Raw genomic sequence first — 20,672 nt, 5'->3', positions numbered from 1 at the left:
CATTTACACAACTGAAAATCAACCAATTAAATATAATACAAAACAAAATATGTTCATAATCGAACACTCGATGTACATCATCGAACACTTTTACTATTTTTGAATAACAAACTTTTTATTACAATGATAGATGCAACCGTTTTAGTCATTGATGATGATGATGATATCCTTTTAAGTGCAAGATTATTTTTAAAACAGCACTTTAGTCAGGTCATCACCTGTAAATCACCAAAAGAAATTAATGTATTACTGAGTCGCAATGAAGTAGATATTATTCTGCTTGATATGAACTATCAAAAAGGAGCAAGTGATGGCCGTGAAGGAATTTACTGGCTGGAACATATCCTATCTATTGATAAAGACTACGTAGTTATACTAATGACTGCCTATGGCAATGTTGAACTTGCAGTACAGGCCATTAAAAAAGGTGCTACCGATTTCATACTAAAGCCATGGGAAAACGACAAGCTGTTTGCTACCCTATCGGCCGCCTCCAAATTAAGGCAGTCTAATAAAAAGGTAAAGAAGCTAGAAAGGATTCATTCCTCTTTACAAAAAGATATTAACAGGCAGTTTGAAAACATAGTAGGTAATTCAGAACATATAAAGCATTTACAAAACACCTTAGTGAAGGTAGCGCCAACAGATGCCAATGTATTGATTCTGGGTGAAAACGGTACAGGAAAGCAGGTATTTGCTTACGAATTACATAAGCTCTCGCACAGAAAGAACCAGATATTTATGCACGTAGATCTTGGCTCTTTAAATGAGAACCTGTTCGAAAGTGAATTATTTGGTTACGCTAAAGGTGCCTTTACAGACGCAAAGGATGATAAGCCAGGAAGGTTTGAAATGGCTGAAGGCGGAACAATATTTCTTGATGAGATTGGTAACCTTTCCCTCCCGCTACAGGCAAAACTATTAAGTGTAATTCAGAACCGTACGGTTAATCGTTTGGGCGAGAGCAAAGAGCGTAAAATCAATGTACGCCTCATTACGGCAACCAATATGCCGCTTAACGAGATGGTTTCAAAAGGCACATTCCGTCAGGATTTACTGTTTAGAATAAATACAGTAGAACTGCTACTACCGGGATTGGCACAACGAGGTGATGATATCCTGCTCCTTGCAGGCCATTTCCTAAATACCTTTAGTACCAAATACCACAAAAGCATTCTTGATTTTGAGGCCAAAGCAGAAACTATGCTGCTAAATTACCACTGGCCTGGTAATGTTCGTGAGTTACAACATGTTGTAGAGCGAGCAGTAATCATGTCAGACAGCCTTAAGATTGGGGTAAACGATTTACAGCTTAGCCCACAGAAATTTGGTGGTGCTGCACCTATCCAATCAGACATGGGTCTGGAAGAAATGGAGAAACTGATGGTGCAAAAAGCAATAGACAAGCACAAAGGAAACATATCCAGAGCCGCTGCAGATCTGGGCCTAACCCGTGCAGCACTTTACAGGCGTATAGAAAAATTCGACTTATAATGTTTTACAACCGCTTCACCTTTCGTTTAATAAGTCGCCTGCTGGTTATCAATGCGCTGGCTATTTTGCTGTTTTACCTCATTAAAAAAACCGAACTATGGTTTACCATAATTGGCTTAAGCATCATATTACTCGGCACAATGCTAAGCCTGTATTATTATATCAACCAAATCAGAGATGACATCAACAGGTTTATTCTTGCGGTAAAAACGCGCGACAATACCTTAAACTTTAAAAACAAGGCTACCAAGGGCAGTTTCCCTGAATTGTACGAATCTTTTAACGACATCATACAAGTTCAAAAGGATATACAATTGGAAAAAGATTCCATGTTTCAGCTTATTAAAACAATCCTGGAACAGGTTCCCGTTGGCGTAATTGTAATAAAAGATGAAAGAGAAGACACCAAGCACGAAGAAATAGTGTTCTTTAACCAGGCTGCTGCTCAGTTGCTAAATGTACCGGCATATAAATACTGGCACAGGCTAAGGGAGCACATTCCTCAATTTGCTACCGAAATAGAATCCATCGGCAAGGGAGGCAAACGGTTTATGGAGCTTAAAATACAGGATAAACTGATCCAGTTATCAACAGAAGTAATCCCCTTAAACTTATACAATACAGATTACACCATCATATCTTTCCAAAACATTAAGGACGAGATTGAGCAAAAAGAATCAGAAGCATGGAACAGGCTCATCGGGGTTATCTCACACGAAATCCTGAACTCCATCACCCCTATCAGCTCACTTTCCAATACCGTTGACGGCATGATTGCCGACAAGCAAAGCTTAAACTTTGAAGAGCTGGAAGACTTAAAACCTGCAATTAAAACCATCAGGAGAAGATCAGAAGGCTTATTGGATTTCGTAAAAGATTACCGTTTAATAGCCGAGCTACCAACACCAGACTTACATTACCATACCATTGGCGAGATTCTGCAGCACATAAAAGTGCTGATGCAACCCTTTGCCAGTGGTCGAAATATCATCCTGAAAGTAGAACAAACCTCTTCAAAAATTACCATAAACATCGACTTAAAACTAGTAGAACAGGCATTGATAAATCTAGTTACCAACAGTATTTATGCCTTAGAGGGCACAACAGAGCATCCTGTTATTGAAATCAACTACAGGCTTGATCAGAATAAGCTATACTTTGAAGTTAGTGATAATGGTAAGGGTATCGAACCTGAGCTAATAGAAAAGATCTTTGTACCATTCTTTACCACCAGAAAAAATGGTTCGGGTATTGGCTTAACCATTACCCGAAACATTATGAAAATGCACCAGGGAAGTTTGGAAGTAACTTCAGTTCCTTACGAAAAAACTACTTTCTCTCTGGTGTTTAAATATCAGTAATTAAATAGTTGTTCCGTCTGGTATAATAGCGCCTTTTTTAACCACTACAATACCATCCTTAACCGTATAAAGCGGATGATCACCATCTGGTAAATGGTCGCCGCCAATAATTGTTACATTATCGCCTATCCTACTGTTCTTATCAATTATTGCGTTTACAATTTTACAGTTATCGCCAATACCAATCAGTGGCTTAGTACCTTTTTCCTTTTCAATTTCTATTAGGGTTTGGTATTTATCACTACCCATAATGTAACAGCTTTCAATATGCGTACCTACTCCAATTCTCGAGCGGATACCAATTACAGCATGTTTTATACATTTAGCCTGTAAAATACAGCCTTCAGCAATAATGGTTTTATCTAAAGTTGTACCCAATATTTTTGATGGAGGCAACATACGAGCACGCGTAAAGATGCTATGGCCACTATCAAACAAATTGAATTTAGGGATGTCATCAGTTAAGCCCAGGTTAGCTTCAAAGAACGAAGATATATTACCTATATCAGTCCAATAACCATCATATTGGTAACTTAATACATCATATTCAGTCAGCATTCTAGGGATAATCTCTTTTCCGAAATCTTTCTCGTCCTCATTTTCTGCAAAAATCTTGATTAAAAGATCCTTATTGAAAATGTAAATACCCATAGAAGCCAGGTAATCACGACCTTCAGCATGCATCTCCGGACCAGTATCTGAAATCCAGTCCTCCAAATTCGTCTTAGGCTTTTCAATAAACGAAGTGATGATATTATCCTCATTCGATTTCAAGATTCCGAAATCAGGAGCATCCTTAGCGTTTACCGGAATAGTTGCAAGCGTAATCTGTACCCCACTATCAATGTGTGCCTGTACCATCTGTTTAAAATCCATCTGATACAACTGATCTCCTGACAGGATAAGCACATACTCAAAGTCATGATTCAGCAAGTGATGCATTGTTTGCCTAACTGCATCGGCCGTACCCTGAAACCACGTCGGATTATCCGGCGTTTGCTCAGCCGCCAGAATATCAACAAAAGCCAAACTAAAATGACTAAAGTGGTAAGTGTTTTTAATGTGCTTATTTAAAGATGCAGAGTTAAACTGCGTTAAAACAAACATGCGGTGTATACCCGAATTTAAGCAATTGGAGATTGGAATATCAACCAATCTGTATTTCCCTGCAATAGGCACAGCAGGTTTAGAGCGAGTTTGTGTAAGAGGGGCTAACCTAGAGCCCTGGCCGCCGCCAAGAATTACACCCAATACTTTGTCAGTCATGTTCATTCATATTTAAATTTGGTAAAGATCAATATACTGTTGTGCTGCATTGTCCCAGGAATGATCGAGCTGCATCATAAACTTACGAATTTCTTTCACTTTTTTCTTATCCAAATACAATTCATACGCACGTCCCATTGCATGGTTCACATCCCATACACTAGTCTGGTCGTGGCATATACCAAAGCCACCGTCACCAATATCAATCACCGTGTCTTTAAGCCCTCCAATACGCCTTACAATAGGTATTGTACCATATCTTAAAGCGTACATCTGGTTTAAACCACAAGGCTCTACCCTACTTGGCATAAGCAAAAAGTCTGCTCCTGCATATATTTGATGAGAAAGTTGTTCATTATAACCTATATAGGCATTGTAATTTCCAGGAAAAGCCTCCTTTAAATGGTTTAGTCTTCCCTCCACCTGCGGATCGCCTGAGCCTAATACCAATACATTTATATCGCCGTTTGCCTGATGCAAAGCGTTGTAAAATATATCCGGCAACAAATCTGCGCCCTTTTCACCAACCAGTCGGCCAATGAAGGTGTAAAGTGGTTTTGTAGGATCCAGGTTAAAGGTGCTGCAAAGTGCTGCTTTGTTTGCCTGCTTACCTGCTTCAACCGTTTTAATCGAGAATTGCTTTTCTAACATGGCATCCGTCGAAGGATCCCAAACATCATTGTCAATTCCGTTCAGAATACCTACAGACTTACCACGCTCCTGCGCTAACAAATCTTCCAATCCGTTTGCCCTAAAGCTGATCTCATCAAGGTAACTTGGAGATACAGTAGTTACTCTCCATGCGCATTTAATTGCTGATGCCAACGGATTGATAGAACCTTTCCAGTCAAGCTGTCCCGATTTCCATAAATCGAAAGGTGGAATGTAATGAAGTTTATCCCAGCCAAACTGCCCCTGATACTGGGCGTTATGAATAGTTAATATGGTAGGTACATTGCTAATATTTCTAAACTGCTGACAGTATGCCATCATAAAAGGCACCAATCCGGTATGGTGATCGTGACAGTGAACCACATCCGGGCGATGTTCCCATTGCGAAATCCAATCTAAAACGGATATTTGGTAAGCTAAAAAGCGTTCCGTATCGTCGTCGTAACCGTAAACCTTTTCTCTGTCCATAAGGCCAGAGATGTGCACCAGGTAAAGGTCGAAGCCGAGCTTGTTGGTTTTCTCTCTGAATATTCTTACAGGAAAGTTATGGAAGCCTAGTTTACTCCAGCCATCATACACCACTTCAAACTCATTCTCTTGCATAAATTTGGTTTGGTAAGCAGGCATAACAACCTTAGCTACGTGTCCAAGCTTATTTTGATACTTAGGTAAAGCACCAACAACGTCCCCCAGACCACCTACTTTAGCAATAGGATAACATTCGGCACTAAGGTGTATAATTTCCATAATCTGAGGTTTTAAAAACAGTCTTAAATTAGCGATTAGAACAGGGATTGCAAATAATTAAAGGAAAAAAATTTAATAATAATGAAGCGGTTAGTTTTTAAAAAAATGGCATGCTATTCAGAGTCTGGAATAAGTTACCCTGAAAAAGCGTAAATGATTCCTAGGCCTCTTCACAGCATATCCATTTTTTTCTAAGCGCCAAAAACTAACCGCTTCATTATTAGTGAAATTTATTAGGGGGAGATGTAAAGGGATGGAGGAGGGAACAGAGAAAGGAAAGGATGGGGAACCGAGAGAAAGGTAACACTATCGTCATCCTGAATTTATTTCAGGACCTCGCAAGAGAAAGAAAACCTTACTAGTGCGGGATGCTGACCTCGAAGAAGTTGCGAAGCAAATCAAATTCAACATGACGGCCGTTTTAGCCAAACGGACTAATACAACACTTCCTCACCACTAAAAAATTAGGGTACCCCTAAAATAATATGTGCCCCTAAAAAATTTAGGGGCACATATTATTAAAATTGTCTAAAAAGCCTTAATCCGCTACCGCTCTAAACATCAAAGCAGCAACAGTTAAATTAGTTCTGCTGTCAATTAAAATGGCAGCGCCATTTGCCTTATTATCCGTATAAAAATCGAAAGCAAGCGCATCAGCAGTTTTAATCACTATACGACCTATATCATTCAATTTAAAGTCGTAAGCCTCTTGCTTTTCAAGCGTATTGATATCAACTTTGTGGGTGATCTCACGAACTTTGCACTTAGTAACCTTGCTATTGTGTTGCAATAAGTAAGTAATGTGTTCATCAAGAGGACGCGTATCCATCCAGCAAACATCAGCTTCAATCAGCTGAGAACTTTGAGGCAAGTGATCAGAGTTTACCAATACATCACCACGACTAATATCTATATTATCCTTTAAATGAAGCGTTACAGACTGACCTGCGTGTACTTCAGATGGAGTTTGATCAAATATCTCTATGCGCTCAATAACAGAACTGGTACCAGAAGGCAATACTGTTACTTTATCATTTACATTAAATGAACCGCTAAGTACACGACCGGCATACCCTCTGTAATCATGAAGCTCATCAGTCTGAGGTCTAACCACCCACTGCACAGGCATACGGGCAAGGTTATAATCAGGACCAGTCTCTACATCAACATTCTCCAGGAAATGAAGCAAACTTTGACCTTTATACCAAGGCATATGTTCCGATTCATTAACCACATTATCACCCTTTAAAGCACTAATAGGAATAAAAGTAACATCCTTTAAGCTCAAATCAGTAGCAAGCGTTTTGTATCTGTCGGTAATGGTATTAAACACCTCTTCGCTGTAATCAACCATGTCCATTTTGTTTAAACATACCACAACATGCTCAATACCCAATAAAGAAACCAGGTAAGAGTGTCTGATGGTTTGCTCAATCACGCCATTACGAGCATCAACTAAAATGATGGCAAGTTTGGCGGTAGATGCACCGGTAATCATGTTACGGGTATATTGAATATGCCCCGGGGTATCAGCTATGATAAACTTACGTTTCTCAGTCTGAAAATATTTATATGCAACATCAATGGTAATCCCCTGCTCCCTTTCAGCTCTTAAGCCGTCAGTTAAAATAGCAAGATCAATTGATCCATCGTCGTTTTTACGGTTAGACTGCTGTAAAGCCTCTAACTGATCAGCTAAAATGGAATCCGTATCATATAACAACCTTCCAATAAGTGTGCTTTTACCATCATCAACACTACCGGCTGTAAAAAATTTAAGTAAGTTCATTAAAAGTATCCTCCTTTTTTGCGGTCTTCCATAGCAGCTTCCGATACTTTATCGTCCATGCGGGCACCACGTTCACTAATCTTTGATTCGCTGATTTCAGCAATGATATCATCCAGCTGATCTGCGTCAGACTCAACCGCTGCAGTACAACTCATATCACCAACCGTACGGAAACGTACTTTCTTGTGCTCAACAATGTCATCCTCATCCATGTTTAAGAACGGAGAAGCAGCCATTAACTGACCATTACGGGTAATCACATCTCTTTCATGAGCAAAATAGATAGAAGGCAGTTCGATGTTTTCACGACGAATGTAGTTCCAAACATCAAGCTCAGTCCAATTACTGATAGGGAAAACGCGAACATTCTCACCTTTGTGGATTTTTCCGTTATAGATATTCCACAACTCCGGACGCTGACGTTTCGGATCCCACTGACCGAACTCATCTCTTACCGAGAAGATACGCTCTTTAGCACGGGCTTTTTCCTCATCTCTGCGGGCCCCACCAATACAAGCATCAAAACCATTGGCAGCAATAGTATCCAAAAGGGTAACTGTTTGCAGTGAATTTCTGCTCGCGTTTTTACCTTTCTGCTCTACCACTTTACCTTGGTCTATAGAATCCTGAACTGAACCAACAATCAGCTTTTCGCCAATGCGTTCAATCATTTTATCCCGGTAGGTAATGGTTTCCTCAAAGTTGTGTCCGGTGTCAATATGCACCAAAGGGAAAGGAAATTTACCTGGTCTAAAAGCCTTTTCAGCCAAACGTACCAGTGTAATAGAATCCTTACCTCCCGAAAACAACAAGGCAGGTTTTTCAAATTGCCCTGCAACTTCACGCAAAATGTGAATTGCCTCGGCCTCTAATTCGTCTAAATAATCTAAATTATACTTACTCATTTTCTTTGTTGCAATTACGAAGTGGCGTGTAAACCACATTCCTTTTTTGATTGATCTTCCCACCACCAACGGCCAGCTCTAAAATCTTCACCCTCTCTTACCGCTCTTGTACAAGGAGCACATCCTATACTAGGGAAACCCTTATCATGTAATGTATTGTAAACGATGTTATTTTTTTTAATGTATTCCTTCACTTCATCCAACGACCAGAAAAAGATCGGGTGGAACTTAATCAACTGATTTTGCTCATCCCATTCCAGGTTGGCCATATCATGTCTGTTTACAGACTGCTCAGATCTGATACCTGTAACCCATAGGTCATTGCCTTTTAAAGCACGTCTTAAAGGCTCCATTTTACGGATTCCACAGCATTCTTTTCTGTTCTCAACCGACTCATAAAAGCTACTGGGGCCTTTCTTATTCACCATTTCCTGCACGGCTTCTGCCTGCGGAAAATAAGCCAATATCGGTTTCTTATAAATTTCTAAAGTACGGTTCCACACGTAATACGTTTCAGGAAACAACCTTCCCGTCTCCAATGTAAAAACCTCAATAGGAATATCATTGGCAAAAATCATGTGTGTAATCACCTGATCTTCCCAGCCAAAACTGGTCGAAAAAACAATCTTACCCGGATATTCACTCGCAAAGAATTTAAGTGCATCCACCGGATCAAGTCCTTTTATCTTTTCTGCTATTTCTTCTAATTTTTCCTTCATGACTATACTAATTTGAGGATAAAGTTGATGATGCTTCTTAAGCTAACTGCAATTACCAAAATACCTACCGAAACCATAATAGTTTTAGCAGAGATCTTGTTCGATACTCTTGCTGCAATTGGCGATGCAAGCGCACTACCTATAACTAAACCTCCTACTGCCTCCCAATGCGCACCATTTAACATAGTGATAAAGGTTAGCGAACTCATCAACGCAATAAAAAAGCGCGTTATCTTCACTGTTCCTAACGAGAACCTGGCATTTCTTCCGCCGGCAATTAAGCTCGACAAAACAATTGAACCCCAGCCTCCGCCACCAACAGCGTCAATAAAACCGCCAAACAAGCCCAATAAAGAAACCTTCTTTATCTTTTTCTTTGGGCCTACTGTTTTCTTATTTGCTTTATATGCTTTAGAAAGGATTACAAAACCCAATATCAAAGTATATAAAGAAACAACCGGCTTAGTGTAATTGCTGTAATGCTCTAACGACGACAACAAATATGCCCCCGTTACCGCACCGATAATACCAGGCAAAAGCAGTAGCCTAAACAGCTTCCAGTTTACATTACCAAAGCGATAATGCATCCAGCCCGCTATACCGTTACTCAAAATCTCCGAAAGATGGACACCCATACTGGCCGAAGCCGGCGGAACGCCCATTGCCAAAGAAAATGAGGTGCTGGTAACACCGTACGACATTCCAATCGCACCATCAATCATTGCAAAAACAAAACCTCCCAGCAAGAACCAGTAGAACATTGGGTTCAGATTTTCAATGTAAGCCTGAAATTCCGGTTCTTTATGCCAAAAAGCAGCAACAACAATTACAAAAGAAAACACAATTGCCGACCATATCAGCCACTTCATCTTACCTCTTCTGCTTTTCTCTTCCTTATCTTTAACTAAAGATGAGTCTTCAACAAGCTCGGCGGTGGCATCAATCGACCCGTTTCCTTCAACTAACGATAAAGTCACTTCATTCAGTTTTTTAACCTTCGAAGCGAAATCACCATTAAGTGTATTTCTAAGCGCTTCCATTTGCTGCAAAGTATCATTCAACTCGTCAGGCAAACTATCATTCAGCACTTCTTTCAACCGTTTTGCAATGGTTGGCGATTTACCATTGGTTGATATTGCTATTTTAAGGTCGCCCTTTTTAACAATAGAACCTAAGTAAAAGTTACACAGATCAGGTTTATCAGCAAAGTTAACCAGCAAATTGCGCTGATCAGCTTGTATCCTGATCTCCTGATTCAGTAAATCATTATTTGTAGCTGCTACTACCAGATCTGCACCATTAAGATCGGCAGCAACAAACTCTTTTTGAAATACTGTTACCCCCTCATGCTTATCAGCAAGCTCTTGCAATTCGGGTAAAATTTCGAGTCCAATAACGGTAACCCTGGCATCAGGACTATTACCTAATATTGCTGTTAATTTTTCCAAACCCACCGAACCGGCACCAACTAGTACGGTGTGTATGGTATTCAATTTTATGAAGACAGGAAATAATTGATTGCCTTCCATAAAAACTACAATTCTTCTTTTAAAGCCTGGTAAAAATCCTTGATTGGCTGAAAAGAAGGATGTAATGAAACTACCTGACCGAATATCAATAAGGCCGGAGCTTCAATACCTTTTTCTGCTACCAATTCCACAATTGTATCTACAGTACCTACGGCTAGTTTCTCACTCTCTGTTGATCCGCTTTGAATAGCAGCAACAGGCAATAAATTCTTACCCTCGTTTTGGAACAGCTTCACAATCTCTTTAAGCTTACCCAATCCCATCAATACTACTACAGTAGCTTTTGAGCGGGCAGCCTCATACAGATCATTAGATATTTTACCTGAAGAAGTAGTTCCTGTTACCACCCAGAAGCTTTCGCTAAGTCCACGATGTGTAACCGGGATCTGCTGTAAACCAGGTACAGATATAGAGCTGGATAAACCAGGCACAACCGTTACCGGCACACTATAACCCGCAGCAAAATCCAATTCTTCATATCCTCTGCCAAACACAAACGGATCGCCACCTTTTAAACGAACCACATGGCCGTAATTAAGGGCGTAATCGATCATCAATTTGTTTATCGCATCCTGACCGTATGAATGTTCGCCAGATCTTTTACCAACATATACCTTAATGGCATCAGGGTTGGCATAATCTAAAACCCCTTCATTAACCAATGCATCATACAAAACTACATCAGCAGTTTTAAGTGCATTAGCACCTTTCATTGTGATCAGTTCCGGATCACCAGGACCAGCGCCCACAAGCGTGATCCTTGGTTCTCTGTTATATATATTTTTGTAAGTGATCATTAGGTTACTCCCCTCTTGTTCCTTTAATTGAGTTATAAAAACGTTCCACTTCGGCTAAGTAAGCAGTTGCAAACGCTTCTGTAGGCTCATTTTTGTTAATTTGAAGTACCAGATCATTAAATGTACCTTCAAGTACAACTTCTCCGGTTTCAACATAGTTTTTATCAAACTCTCTGATTACTCCAATTTGAGTGCTGCTATTCACACCTTTATCAAGCAATAAAGCTTTGGCCGAACCAACAAACACTGCATAAGTATGGTAAATAGCGTCAGACCATGCACCAGCCTCATACGAAGCTTTAGCCCAACCTAATTTCTCTTCAGACTCTAATAACAAAGTAGCCACAAGATCTATTACCACACCGGCACATTCACCAACACCGATAGCAGTTTCAAAAGTCTCTTCATGACCCCAATCTACATACTCTTCATCTTTAAGGTTAGTCAGATCAGCAATTGGTTTTAACAACTGATAGAAATAATCTTTACCACTTCTGTCGTAATACTGGTGGAAGCTTTCTTCTTTCTCCGCATTAGCAGCAAAGTCGTTCAACAATGTTCTTAACACATCAGTAGCACGTTTAGATGGAGCTTTAATTACACGCTCAGCTACCCTACCAGCTCCATCACCAACTGTACCGCCACCAAGCATCACCTGTACCGCAGGTACAACTTTGCCGTTAGCCTTTACAGAGCTACCATGAAAACCAATATGCGCTAAACCATGCTGACCGCAAGAGTTCATACATCCACTGATCTTTATTTTAATGTCTTTATCGTAAATCAATTCCGGAAACTCTTCGTAGATCACATCTTCCAAAGCAACCGAAAGCGACATACTGTTTGATATACCAAGGTTACAAGTATCTGTACCAGGGCAAGTAGTTACATCACCAACGCTATCAAAACCAGGTTTAGCAAAACCTAAATCTTTAAGCCCAACATATAATGAAGGTAAAGCACCCTCTCTTACATATTTCAATAATAAGCCTTGATTCTGAGTAACACGGATCTCATCAGCAGCAAAAGGACTGATTGCCTCAACCAGCTTGCGTGCTAGGTCAGTTGGAATATCGCCTTTAGATACTTTAATGTATACACCATAAAAACCTTCTTGTTTTTGAGCAACGGCATTAGTAGCGCGCCAGTGTTTGTAATCCAATGAATTTACTACATCATCCAAAGCAGGATAATCTAACAATTCAGGAACCTGAGGATCAGGAACTGAATCGCGATCTATTTTAAATGACTTTGATTTATTAGCTGTACGCTCTTCTTCAATCAGTCTTACAACTTCTTCTAAACCTAATTTCTGAACCAGGTATTTTAAACGCGCTTTATTTCTGTTTGTTCTCTCCCCGTAACGATCAAATACCCTTAGCATCGCTTCAGCATAAGGAATGATCTGATCTTCGTGTAGAAAATCATGAACCAATTCTGCTAAAAACGGCTGAGCACCTAAACCACCACCAAGAACAACTTTAAAGCCACGCTCACCTTGCTCATTAATTTTTGGAATAAAACCAAGATCGTGGATATAACTAAATGCCGTATCCGTTTCATCAGATGAGAAAGAGAACTTAATCTTTCTTCCCATTTCCTGACAAATAGGGTTACGTAAAAAATATTTAAAGAATGCATGCGCATAAGGCGATACATCAAATGGTTCATTTGGATTGATACCTGAATCAGGAGAAGAGGTTACGTTACGAACAGTGTTACCGCAAGCTTCGCGAATGGTAACGTCGTCACGTTGAAGTTCTTCCCAAAGCTGAGGAGTTCTTTCTAAACTCACATAGTGAATCTGAATATCCTGACGGGTTGTTAAGTGTAAGTTTCCGCTAGCATATTCATCAGATACATCTGCAATGCGTAAAAGCTGATTGAAAGTTACTTTACCAAATGGCAGTTTAATACGCACCATTTGCACACCTGGCTGTCTTTGGCCGTAAACCCCACGTGCCAAACGCAAGCTTCTAAATTTCTCATCATGGATTTTACCTTCGCGGAATTCCCTGATCTTCTTTTCAAGATCAATTATATCTTTTTCGACAATAGGATTTTCTAACTCTGTTCTAAAGCTCTGCATCTGTTGTTAGGTCTAATTTAAAAAAAGCTCCTTTGTCGGGGAGACTGAAGAAGCTTTTAAAAGTTTTGTTCCAAACAGTCATAGTATTACCCATTCATGCAACGCATGGTCATGGAAATAATGCTATGTTTTACTGTTTTCATAAAGCAAATATATAAAGTATATAGGTTTGGTAGTACATGGAATTGTAAAAAAAGAATTAATACGTTAGTTATCAGTAAGTTATTTTACAATTTAAAACCATTCAAGATTAGCTAAGTAAGTGCGGTATAATAAGTTAGAAGGCAGTAAAAGGTTGCGCTATCGTCGTACCGTCATAACACACAGCGTCATCCTGAATTTATTTCAGGACCTCGCACTCGCTAGGCGCTCTTTCTCTTGGGGGGCCTGAAATAAATTCAGGATGACGATATAAACGATCTTACCTTATTGTTCATCCCCTTGTTTTTATGTATTTTTGATCACACTAATAATGACTTATTTATGGAAAGAATTGTGCTAGAAGTTGATGATAAAACTGCTAAAAAATGGCGAACCGCTTCTGTAAAGCTAAAGGAAGACTGATTCTGTTCAGTATTTTAATGAATTGAGAGAAGAAATGGCTACTCAGGAAATACCGCATGATATTCTAAAGGATGAAGACTAGTTATTTCGTCTTTAACACCAATACTTTATATAATTGCTACACTTATTAAAAACTCAGTAAATGCTCTTGCATTAAACAAATGCTATTGAAATGGGGCTTTTGGTAGTTTCTGCCTCCACCCTCTCGGAGCTTTCAGAAGTTCTTTTCAGAAAGAAATTCGACAAATACCTTGATAACGAACAAAGAATTGGGTTCATCAATAGAATTGAACGAGACAGCAAGCTATTCAAAGTTGAAGAAACTGTTTTTGTTTGCAGAGACCCCAAAGACAATTTTAATCTCGGCCTCAGCCCTGCGATTCCATAAACTAATAAAAACTTCCTGAACGGCATCCTGTTCTGCTGCCTCATCGCGGATAATGTTATTGGCAGTTTGATACATCGCTTTCCAATAACGGTCGTAAATTTCAGAAAATGCACGCTCGTCTCCTTCACGAAGATTGCTCAATAGCATTTCATCATTTTGAGTAGCGTAAACCATACAAGCACAGTATTATACAATAATATATAATTTTAACGATATGATGTTAATCTAAATACGAAAAAATCTTCAATTCATGTTAAGCAACGTAATTATGTTAACATAATGATAATATGAAATTTACACTATCTTTATGTTGTTTTGCAACTCTTAAAAAACTATATCATGAAAGATAAAACCAAGGAACTTCGTAAAGCTTTAAATGCACAATTAACCTCAGGAATTGAAGCTGTAATTACAGGATTAGACTACAACGCTAAAGATACCAAAAAAGAAATCCATAAAGCAGCAGCTAAACTGGCCAAAAAACTTTCTAAAAAACATAAAGTAACTAAAGCCGACGCAACTGAAGCTAGCGCTGAGCCTAAAGAAACTGCAACTCCGGCTAAAAAAGCTGCAGCTCCTGTTAAAAAAACTGAAGCCCCGGCTAAAGCTAAAAAAGCAGCAGTAAAAGAGCTGGCTAAATAATCAATTATCCAGACGTCGCCCACACTTTGTCCAGTGGTCGTCCAGTAATTGTCCAGTCTGAGCTGAATTGTCTGTAGACAATTTCTGCTTGATTTGCCCTCAATTTGCACCTCATTATTAGGTTAGCTGTAAACTTATCTTCAATTTTAAGCAACAGTTATTATTCACCTTAAAGCAAATTGATATGGCAACAGCAGAGTATGGCCCAATAAGGCCATTTAAAGGAAAAATTGGGCCACTTTACGCCTACATCTGGAATGGCAAAACGATTATTAGTGCCAAACCGAAAATAACCAAACCCAGATCTATTAAACAATTGGCCGTTCAGGAAAGAATGGTTGTGTTAAGTCCGTTTTTGAATTACATAACCGGCTTTATTGCCATTGGTTTTGAACTTGCAGGCAAAGAGAAAAACCATTCGGCCAATAATGCCGCAAAATCGTACAACCTCACCAACGCTATAAAAGGCGAATACCCTGATCTGGAAATAGATTATCCGCAGGCAAGACTTAGTCAGGGCACGTTAACAGTAGCAGAAAATGCGCAGGTACAGGTGCTTAATGAAGGTTTAATGTTTAGTTGGACGTACGATCCTTACGATCCGCTAGTGAGTAGAAGCGACAAAACCATGCTTATGGCATGGTTTCCTATGGTAAAAAAGGCTTTTTACATCATCAGCGGAGTACAAAGAATGGAGCTTCAGGAATTACTTAAAATCCCTGAAGAACTGAAAGGATTGGAAGCCGAAACTTACATTTCCTTTATTACGGATGACAGAAAGGCTATTTCCAATAGCGTATACACAGGCAGAGTGCTATTTCAATGACATTGCAGACTCTACCCTTTCGCCAACTGGATGGTTTGTTGTAAACTTAAAGCCCAGAAAATATGCTAGTGTTTGTGCAAACTGATCTTGATAAATCTGTCCTTCTGTATTCATTTCGCCTTTAGCCGGCGTGTCTGGTCCTATTACGGCAAACCAGGTTTCGTTAGAGTGGGTAGTTCCCGATCCGTGACTTACCCACCCTTTCTCTGTACCGCGACCATGATCTGGGCAAATCATGATAGTGGTATTGTCTTTATAAAATGGATCGGCCTGAAGACTCGCCCAAAGGCTTGCAATCATTTTATCCAGGTAATGACCGGCATCAAGGAAAGAATCGTATTCTCCGGAATGTCCAAAATCATCAGGATCTACAAAATCTATATAAACCAACTTGGGGTGATTGGCCGCGATATAGGTTTTGGCCATCGCATAAGTACTTAAATCGAAGCGTACCGATTTACCGAAATAATCTGGCAAAAGGTATTGCATTTCGTTGGCCAGCTTTTGTGCCTCTGTTAATTTAGCATCTTTAACATCTTCGTAAGGGTTGTACAAAGGCATTTTGTTTCTGTTGCGGTTCACAATTTGTGCCACAGCATCCCAACCGGCAAAGGTTACTACCTTGTTTTGATAGCCTTTTTGTTTATTGATAAACTCTAGTACGTTTTCGTTCGGATTATCCGGATAACTGTTCGAATTGATTGCCGGATCAAAGTATCCGCACAATGTTTCGCTCCTACCCGGATACGAGAACCAGTATTTGTTTTTTACGTTTACGTAATTTTTTAGGTCGCGGTTACCGTATAGTTGTCCTTGTTTTGCAATGGTGCTCCAAAAAAACGGCATCAGTTTTTCTCTGCGCTCTTTTGGTGTAGCTGCCCAGTATTTTTTTACCAGCTCCGCTGAGTCTTGCTTGCGGTATTTTCTAGGAAACAAAAGTGATGAGTCGGCACCCTTAAAAATTTCTTGCCAGCGATAGCCGTCAATAGAGATAAGAATCACGTTTTTCGTTTTGCCTTTTTGTGCAAAGGAAGAGGTAATTGTGGTCATCAAAAGAAACGACAACAGGAGTAATTTCGATTTCATAATTTTTAGTATATATAAACTTTAAGATTTAATAACAATAATTTAATGGTTTGTTTGTTTTATATTAAAAATGGATAATTAACGTATTAAATATGTTTTAGTACATTTTCAATGATCTTTATTTAAATTTCATTTGTTTACAAATATTAAAAATAAACTTCGTTTATTTAAATTTTTATTTTACAATTGTAGTTAAGAAAAAACCGGTTTGAACTTTAAAAAACGACCATGAAAAGACGCAATTTTTTAATCAGCACGTTAGTTGGAACCGGAAGCCTTTCGGGAATACAAAACCTGTATGGTCTATCCAAAACTTCTTTTGTTTTATCGGGTAAGAAGCCATTGCTACGCATAGGAATTTGCACGGATCTTCATCAGGATCTGATAAAAGACGGCGAACAAAGGCTACAGTCGTTTATTACCGAAATGAACCAGACCAAACCGGATTTCATCATTCAAATGGGAGATTTTTGTGTTCCTAAGGAAAAGAACAAAAACCTGATGGGCATCTGGAACCAATTTACCGGACCAAAATACCACGTAATAGGAAATCATGATACAGATGGTGGCTTTACACAGGATCAGGTTGTCGATTTTTGGGGCGCCAAAGGGAAGTACTACTCCTTTGATGCGAATGGGTATCATTTTGTAGTGTTAAACGGAAACGAAAGACCTGAAGGAGATACTTCAAAAGGGTATCCCCGATCTATGAATCCTACTCAGATCAAATGGATGAAGCAGGATTTAGAAGCGACCAATTTGCCTGTGATCGTGTTTTGCCACCAGGGAATAGACAATGATCAGGATGGTTTAAAGGAAGGAGCGCTGATTCGCTTGATATTTGAAAGAGTAAATAAAAAAGCAGGGTTTAACAAGATACAGTTCGTTTTTAGTGGTCATCATCATGAGGATTACCACAATGTTTACAACGGAATTAATTACGTACAAATCAATAGCATATCATACCAGTTTACGCATCCGGTTACGGGCTATGATTTTGCGCATACTAAAGAACCGCTATGGGCGGTGTTAACTATTTACACTAACGGGGTAGCGGAGATTAAAGGCCGCAAATCGGAGTACGCAGGACAAGAAGCCACGCAAAACGCCCCGGAGTATAACGGTTATGGAACTATGCCGTATATTTCTGATCGAGTTATTAAGGTTTAGTAGCACAACGATAGTTGTACTAATGTCATATTGAGTAACATACCAAACACTTTGCCATCCAAGCTGTAATTTTAATTCGTTTATAAAACTACATGAAGAGAAGAATCAGTGTTTTACCACTCGCTATTATAGCAATATTGCTTTTTGTTTTAAACTGGTATGTGCTTTCGGGCATCCGAACAATTAGCTCAAATTCGTTTACAACACCCCTTTTCTGGGGCTTTATCGCCATTACAACTGGCGCACTCATCTACTCCATTATTAGAATGCGCGACAATGGAATGGATTTACTTTTTAAAGTAACCACCCACGTTTTCCTAATCCTATTCGTTACAGAAATCGTATTTTCGGCATTCTTACTACTTGGCGACATCTACAGACTAATCACCCAGGGCGAAAGAAACGTACATTGGGTTGAGTTTGCCCTACTCGTTGTCCTGCTTGTGATTATCATTTTCATATACGGCATTGTTAAAGGGAAATACGCCTACAGGGTAATTAAACACACCTTATATTTCGACGATTTACCATCAAGTTTTGACGGATTTACCATCACCCAAATCTCTGACGTACACGCCGGAAGCTTTAAAAATTCTTTGGCAGTACAAAAGGGCATCAACCTGATCAAAGCTCAAAACTCGGATCTGTTTGTATTTACAGGCGATCTGGTAAACAATAAAGCCGAAGAAATTAAACCTTGGATTGAGCATTTTAAACAGGTAAAAGCACCATTCGGACAGTTTTCTGTTTTAGGAAATCATGATTACGGAGATTATGTACCATGGAAAAATGAAGCAGAAAAAGCAGCAAACCTTCAACAGTTAAAAGAATACCATGGGGAATTAGGCTACAGATTGCTACTTGATGAAGATGTAATACTCCACAAAAACGGGCAAAAAATTGTGCTTGCCGGAGTAGAAAACTGGGGCATCGGTTTTGGAGAAAGAGGCGACCTAAACAAGGCTTTAGCAGGTACTGAGGCCGATGACTTTAAAATATTACTTTCACATGATCCATCCCACTGGGAAGCTGAGGTTGTAAAACACCCTTCAAAAGTACACCTTACGCTTGCCGGACATACGCACGGTATGCAGTTTGGAATAGAGGCTTTTGGCATCAAATGGAGCCCTGTAAAGTATCGCTACGCACATTGGGCGGGAATAACCAGCAAAAACGGAAGGTTCCTGAACATCAACAGAGGCTTCGGATTTCTTGGCTTTTCGGGCAGGATCGGCATCTGGCCGGAGATAACTGTAATAGAATTGAAAAGATCGTCTGGAATAAGTTAAAATGCCTACTTTTGTAGCGCGTTATAAAAAGCATACTTGCAACCCCTGAATGGAAGAAACACAAGATTTGAAAAGGATATTTCAAGACAGAAAAAGAACTAACATCTTAAGAAGTGCTGAACAAAAAACCATTTCCTACCTCGTAAAGCGAGTTCCTTCATTCATCACATCAGACATGCTAACCTACACAGGTACTTTCGGCTCGCTGTTGGTTCTTGCTGGTTTTATTTTAGCTACATACGACAATCGCAGTTTTTTACTACTTGGTATTTTAGGCTTGGCAATCAACTGGTTCGGCGATTCACTTGACGGAAGGATTGCTTACTATAGAAACATCCCAAGAAAATGGTATGGCTTCTCTCTAGATATCATCATGGATTGGGTTAGCACCGTGCTTATTGGACTAGGCTACATGGTTTACGCCAGAAACGAATACGAGCTTATTGCCTTCGTTTTTGTGGTTTTATATGGTTGGGCGATGATTATTTCGCAATTACGCTACAAAATTACCGACATCTACAGTATTGATTCGGGTATTGTGGGCCCTACCGAGATCAGAATTATACTTGCTGTCATATTCATTGTCGAGGTTCTTTTTGGTCATCTGATAGAATACTTTGCTGCAATAATCTGTATTACCTTGTTTATCATTAACTTTTTAGATACCAGAAAACTGTTAAAACTTGGCGATATTCGTGATAACGCAGAGCGCGAAGCTCGTTTAGCCAAAAAAGAAACCGTTTAATAAAAAGAGATTTTTTAAAAAATAAGACTGTTTAATAAAGAAGACTGTTAAAAAAGAGTGCCATTTAATGAGTAAGAAGAATGCCGTATTTGTTTTTGCCAAAGCCCAGCTTTCTGCCTTTACAGGTGGAATAGTTGACTATCTGGTAATGATATTATGCACAGAGTTACTTGGCATTCATTACACCATTTCTATCGCCATAGGCGGAATTGTTGGCGCAGTAGTTAACTTTTCCGTAAACCGCTACTGGACTTTTACTACACCTAACGCGAGCCACGCCCCCGTTGGCCAGCAATTGATTAAATTTATTTTTGTTGTAGGTGGCAGTATTTTACTAAAATCATCGGGCACTTATTTGTTTACAAACTGGCTAAAACTAGATTACAAAATATGCCGAGTTATAGTAGATATCATTGTATCTCTGGGATTTAACTACGTTTTACAGAAATACTGGGTATTCAGAAGAAAGTCTCTTTAGGCTGTTAAAATCAACATTATCTTATTATTGAATATTTGTAATATTTCTATTGTTTAGTTTTACTAAACAAATATTTATATACATTTAACTTTTGAAAGGAAATGATAGTGCTGTTA

At 39.3% G+C, this 20,672-nt stretch carries 19 protein-coding genes; 9 read left to right on the top strand and 10 right to left on the bottom strand.

Going from position 1 to position 20,672, the window contains the following annotated elements:
- Positions 1 to 123 precede the first annotated feature (123 nt).
- Both HQN83_RS19030 and HQN83_RS19025 read left to right on the top strand, forming a co-directional pair.
- Entirely contained in the window at positions 124 to 1,494 is a 1,371-nt protein-coding gene (locus HQN83_RS19030; RefSeq protein WP_173092344.1) for a sigma-54-dependent transcriptional regulator, read from the top strand.
- Positions 1,494 to 2,855 carry a sensor histidine kinase gene (locus HQN83_RS19025; protein ID WP_173092342.1) on the top strand — a complete coding sequence of 454 codons (1,362 nt, stop codon included), beginning with the start codon at positions 1,494 to 1,496 and terminating at the stop codon, positions 2,853 to 2,855. Before HQN83_RS19030 ends, HQN83_RS19025 begins: the two co-directional genes overlap by 1 nt.
- Here the strand turns inward: HQN83_RS19025 and HQN83_RS19020 are convergent, their stop codons facing one another.
- From HQN83_RS19020 to HQN83_RS18985, 8 genes are all read right to left on the bottom strand, one after another.
- On the bottom strand, positions 2,856 to 4,121 hold the full coding sequence (locus HQN83_RS19020) for a glucose-1-phosphate adenylyltransferase (protein WP_173092340.1): 1,266 nt from the start codon (positions 4,119 to 4,121) through the stop codon (positions 2,856 to 2,858).
- Positions 4,122 to 4,133: 12 nt separating this feature from the next.
- Positions 4,134 to 5,540: a glycogen synthase gene (locus tag HQN83_RS19015; RefSeq protein ID WP_173092338.1), complete on the bottom strand. Its 1,407-nt coding sequence runs from the start codon at positions 5,538 to 5,540 to the stop codon at positions 4,134 to 4,136.
- Between the two features lie 538 nt (positions 5,541 to 6,078).
- Complete coding sequence (locus HQN83_RS19010; RefSeq protein WP_173092336.1) at positions 6,079 to 7,329, bottom strand: sulfate adenylyltransferase subunit 1; 1,251 nt, start codon at positions 7,327 to 7,329, stop codon at positions 6,079 to 6,081.
- On the bottom strand, positions 7,329 to 8,234 hold the full coding sequence (gene cysD / locus HQN83_RS19005) for a sulfate adenylyltransferase subunit CysD (RefSeq protein WP_173092334.1): 906 nt from the start codon (positions 8,232 to 8,234) through the stop codon (positions 7,329 to 7,331). Before cysD ends, HQN83_RS19010 begins: the two co-directional genes overlap by 1 nt.
- Positions 8,235 to 8,248: 14 nt before the next feature.
- Positions 8,249 to 8,953 (bottom strand): phosphoadenylyl-sulfate reductase, encoded by a 705-nt coding sequence (locus HQN83_RS19000; protein ID WP_173092332.1) that lies wholly within the window; start codon positions 8,951 to 8,953, stop codon positions 8,249 to 8,251.
- 2 nt (positions 8,954 to 8,955) lie between these two features.
- Positions 8,956 to 10,482, bottom strand: coding sequence for a TSUP family transporter (locus tag HQN83_RS18995; protein WP_173092330.1), 1,527 nt, complete (start codon positions 10,480 to 10,482; stop codon positions 8,956 to 8,958).
- Between the two features lie 5 nt (positions 10,483 to 10,487).
- On the bottom strand, positions 10,488 to 11,279 hold the full coding sequence (gene cobA / locus HQN83_RS18990) for a uroporphyrinogen-III C-methyltransferase (protein ID WP_173092328.1): 792 nt from the start codon (positions 11,277 to 11,279) through the stop codon (positions 10,488 to 10,490).
- Between the two features lie 4 nt (positions 11,280 to 11,283).
- Positions 11,284 to 13,368, bottom strand: a complete 2,085-nt coding sequence (locus tag HQN83_RS18985; RefSeq protein ID WP_173092326.1) for a HEPN domain-containing protein — start codon at positions 13,366 to 13,368, stop codon at positions 11,284 to 11,286.
- Positions 13,369 to 14,104: 736 nt separating this feature from the next.
- On the opposite strand from HQN83_RS18985, the gene HQN83_RS25525 reads away from it, so the two are divergent.
- Positions 14,105 to 14,320: a putative toxin-antitoxin system toxin component, PIN family gene (locus HQN83_RS25525; RefSeq protein WP_173092324.1), complete on the top strand. Its 216-nt coding sequence runs from the start codon at positions 14,105 to 14,107 to the stop codon at positions 14,318 to 14,320.
- Here the strand turns inward: HQN83_RS25525 and HQN83_RS18975 are convergent.
- On the bottom strand, positions 14,237 to 14,494 hold the full coding sequence (locus HQN83_RS18975; RefSeq protein WP_173092281.1) for an RNA polymerase sigma factor: 258 nt from the start codon (positions 14,492 to 14,494) through the stop codon (positions 14,237 to 14,239). The two genes, HQN83_RS25525 and HQN83_RS18975, sit on opposite strands and share 84 nt — an antisense overlap.
- Before the next feature lie 165 nt (positions 14,495 to 14,659).
- Here HQN83_RS18975 and HQN83_RS18970 point away from each other — a divergent pair, with 165 nt between their 5' ends.
- Together HQN83_RS18970 and HQN83_RS18965 are read left to right on the top strand one after the other, a co-directional pair.
- Complete coding sequence (locus HQN83_RS18970) at positions 14,660 to 14,962, top strand: hypothetical protein (protein ID WP_173092322.1); 303 nt, start codon at positions 14,660 to 14,662, stop codon at positions 14,960 to 14,962.
- Positions 14,963 to 15,146: 184 nt separating this feature from the next.
- Entirely contained in the window at positions 15,147 to 15,788 is a 642-nt protein-coding gene (locus tag HQN83_RS18965; RefSeq protein ID WP_173092320.1) for a DUF6266 family protein, read from the top strand.
- Here the strand turns inward: HQN83_RS18965 and HQN83_RS18960 are convergent.
- Positions 15,777 to 16,874, bottom strand: coding sequence for an alkaline phosphatase family protein (locus tag HQN83_RS18960; protein WP_173092318.1), 1,098 nt, complete (start codon positions 16,872 to 16,874; stop codon positions 15,777 to 15,779). The two genes, HQN83_RS18965 and HQN83_RS18960, sit on opposite strands and share 12 nt — an antisense overlap.
- A gap of 228 nt (positions 16,875 to 17,102) precedes the next feature.
- Between HQN83_RS18960 and HQN83_RS18955 the strand changes: the two genes are divergently transcribed.
- The 4 genes from HQN83_RS18955 to HQN83_RS18940 all read left to right on the top strand — a co-directional run bounded on the left by HQN83_RS18955 (position 17,103) and on the right by HQN83_RS18940 (position 20,556).
- On the top strand, positions 17,103 to 18,044 hold the full coding sequence (locus HQN83_RS18955) for a metallophosphoesterase family protein (RefSeq protein WP_173092316.1): 942 nt from the start codon (positions 17,103 to 17,105) through the stop codon (positions 18,042 to 18,044).
- A gap of 92 nt (positions 18,045 to 18,136) precedes the next feature.
- Positions 18,137 to 19,333, top strand: coding sequence for a metallophosphoesterase (locus HQN83_RS18950; protein ID WP_173092314.1), 1,197 nt, complete (start codon positions 18,137 to 18,139; stop codon positions 19,331 to 19,333).
- Between the two features lie 49 nt (positions 19,334 to 19,382).
- Positions 19,383 to 20,078 (top strand): CDP-alcohol phosphatidyltransferase family protein, encoded by a 696-nt coding sequence (locus HQN83_RS18945; RefSeq protein WP_173092312.1) that lies wholly within the window; start codon positions 19,383 to 19,385, stop codon positions 20,076 to 20,078.
- A 67-nt stretch (positions 20,079 to 20,145) separates the two neighbouring features.
- Positions 20,146 to 20,556 carry a GtrA family protein gene (locus HQN83_RS18940; RefSeq protein WP_173092310.1) on the top strand — a complete coding sequence of 137 codons (411 nt, stop codon included), beginning with the start codon at positions 20,146 to 20,148 and terminating at the stop codon, positions 20,554 to 20,556.
- The last annotated feature ends 116 nt before the right edge of the window (positions 20,557 to 20,672 follow it).

Origin of the sequence: Pedobacter foliorum (assembly GCF_013266735.1) — a bacterium.
In the GTDB taxonomy this organism is placed as follows: Bacteria; Bacteroidota; Bacteroidia; order Sphingobacteriales; family Sphingobacteriaceae; genus Pedobacter; species Pedobacter foliorum.
Note: the sequence above shows the minus strand (reverse complement) of the source record. Positions and strands in the feature narration are given on the sequence as shown.

What these genes read in the sequence shown, in the direction of transcription:
- HQN83_RS18955 (WP_173092316.1), top strand. Translation starts at nt 17,103, where the DNA reads ATGAAAAGACGCAATTTTTTAATCAGCACGTTAGTTGGAACCGGAAGC.
- HQN83_RS18945 (WP_173092312.1), top strand. Translation starts at nt 19,383, where the DNA reads ATGGAAGAAACACAAGATTTGAAAAGGATATTTCAAGACAGAAAAAGA.
- HQN83_RS25525 (WP_173092324.1), top strand. Translation starts at nt 14,105, where the DNA reads ATGGGGCTTTTGGTAGTTTCTGCCTCCACCCTCTCGGAGCTTTCAGAA.
- HQN83_RS19020 (WP_173092340.1), bottom strand. Translation starts at nt 4,121, where the DNA reads ATGACTGACAAAGTATTGGGTGTAATTCTTGGCGGCGGCCAGGGCTCT.
- cobA (WP_173092328.1), bottom strand. Translation starts at nt 11,279, where the DNA reads ATGATCACTTACAAAAATATATATAACAGAGAACCAAGGATCACGCTT.
- HQN83_RS18965 (WP_173092320.1), top strand. Translation starts at nt 15,147, where the DNA reads ATGGCAACAGCAGAGTATGGCCCAATAAGGCCATTTAAAGGAAAAATT.
- HQN83_RS18985 (WP_173092326.1), bottom strand. Translation starts at nt 13,368, where the DNA reads ATGCAGAGCTTTAGAACAGAGTTAGAAAATCCTATTGTCGAAAAAGAT.
- HQN83_RS18970 (WP_173092322.1), top strand. Translation starts at nt 14,660, where the DNA reads ATGAAAGATAAAACCAAGGAACTTCGTAAAGCTTTAAATGCACAATTA.
- HQN83_RS18995 (WP_173092330.1), bottom strand. Translation starts at nt 10,482, where the DNA reads ATGGAAGGCAATCAATTATTTCCTGTCTTCATAAAATTGAATACCATA.
- HQN83_RS18975 (WP_173092281.1), bottom strand. Translation starts at nt 14,494, where the DNA reads ATGGTTTACGCTACTCAAAATGATGAAATGCTATTGAGCAATCTTCGT.
- HQN83_RS19015 (WP_173092338.1), bottom strand. Translation starts at nt 5,540, where the DNA reads ATGGAAATTATACACCTTAGTGCCGAATGTTATCCTATTGCTAAAGTA.
- HQN83_RS18960 (WP_173092318.1), bottom strand. Translation starts at nt 16,874, where the DNA reads ATGAAATCGAAATTACTCCTGTTGTCGTTTCTTTTGATGACCACAATT.
- HQN83_RS18950 (WP_173092314.1), top strand. Translation starts at nt 18,137, where the DNA reads ATGAAGAGAAGAATCAGTGTTTTACCACTCGCTATTATAGCAATATTG.
- cysD (WP_173092334.1), bottom strand. Translation starts at nt 8,234, where the DNA reads ATGAGTAAGTATAATTTAGATTATTTAGACGAATTAGAGGCCGAGGCA.
- HQN83_RS19030 (WP_173092344.1), top strand. Translation starts at nt 124, where the DNA reads ATGATAGATGCAACCGTTTTAGTCATTGATGATGATGATGATATCCTT.
- HQN83_RS19025 (WP_173092342.1), top strand. Translation starts at nt 1,494, where the DNA reads ATGTTTTACAACCGCTTCACCTTTCGTTTAATAAGTCGCCTGCTGGTT.
- HQN83_RS19000 (WP_173092332.1), bottom strand. Translation starts at nt 8,953, where the DNA reads ATGAAGGAAAAATTAGAAGAAATAGCAGAAAAGATAAAAGGACTTGAT.
- HQN83_RS18940 (WP_173092310.1), top strand. Translation starts at nt 20,146, where the DNA reads ATGAGTAAGAAGAATGCCGTATTTGTTTTTGCCAAAGCCCAGCTTTCT.
- HQN83_RS19010 (WP_173092336.1), bottom strand. Translation starts at nt 7,329, where the DNA reads ATGAACTTACTTAAATTTTTTACAGCCGGTAGTGTTGATGATGGTAAA.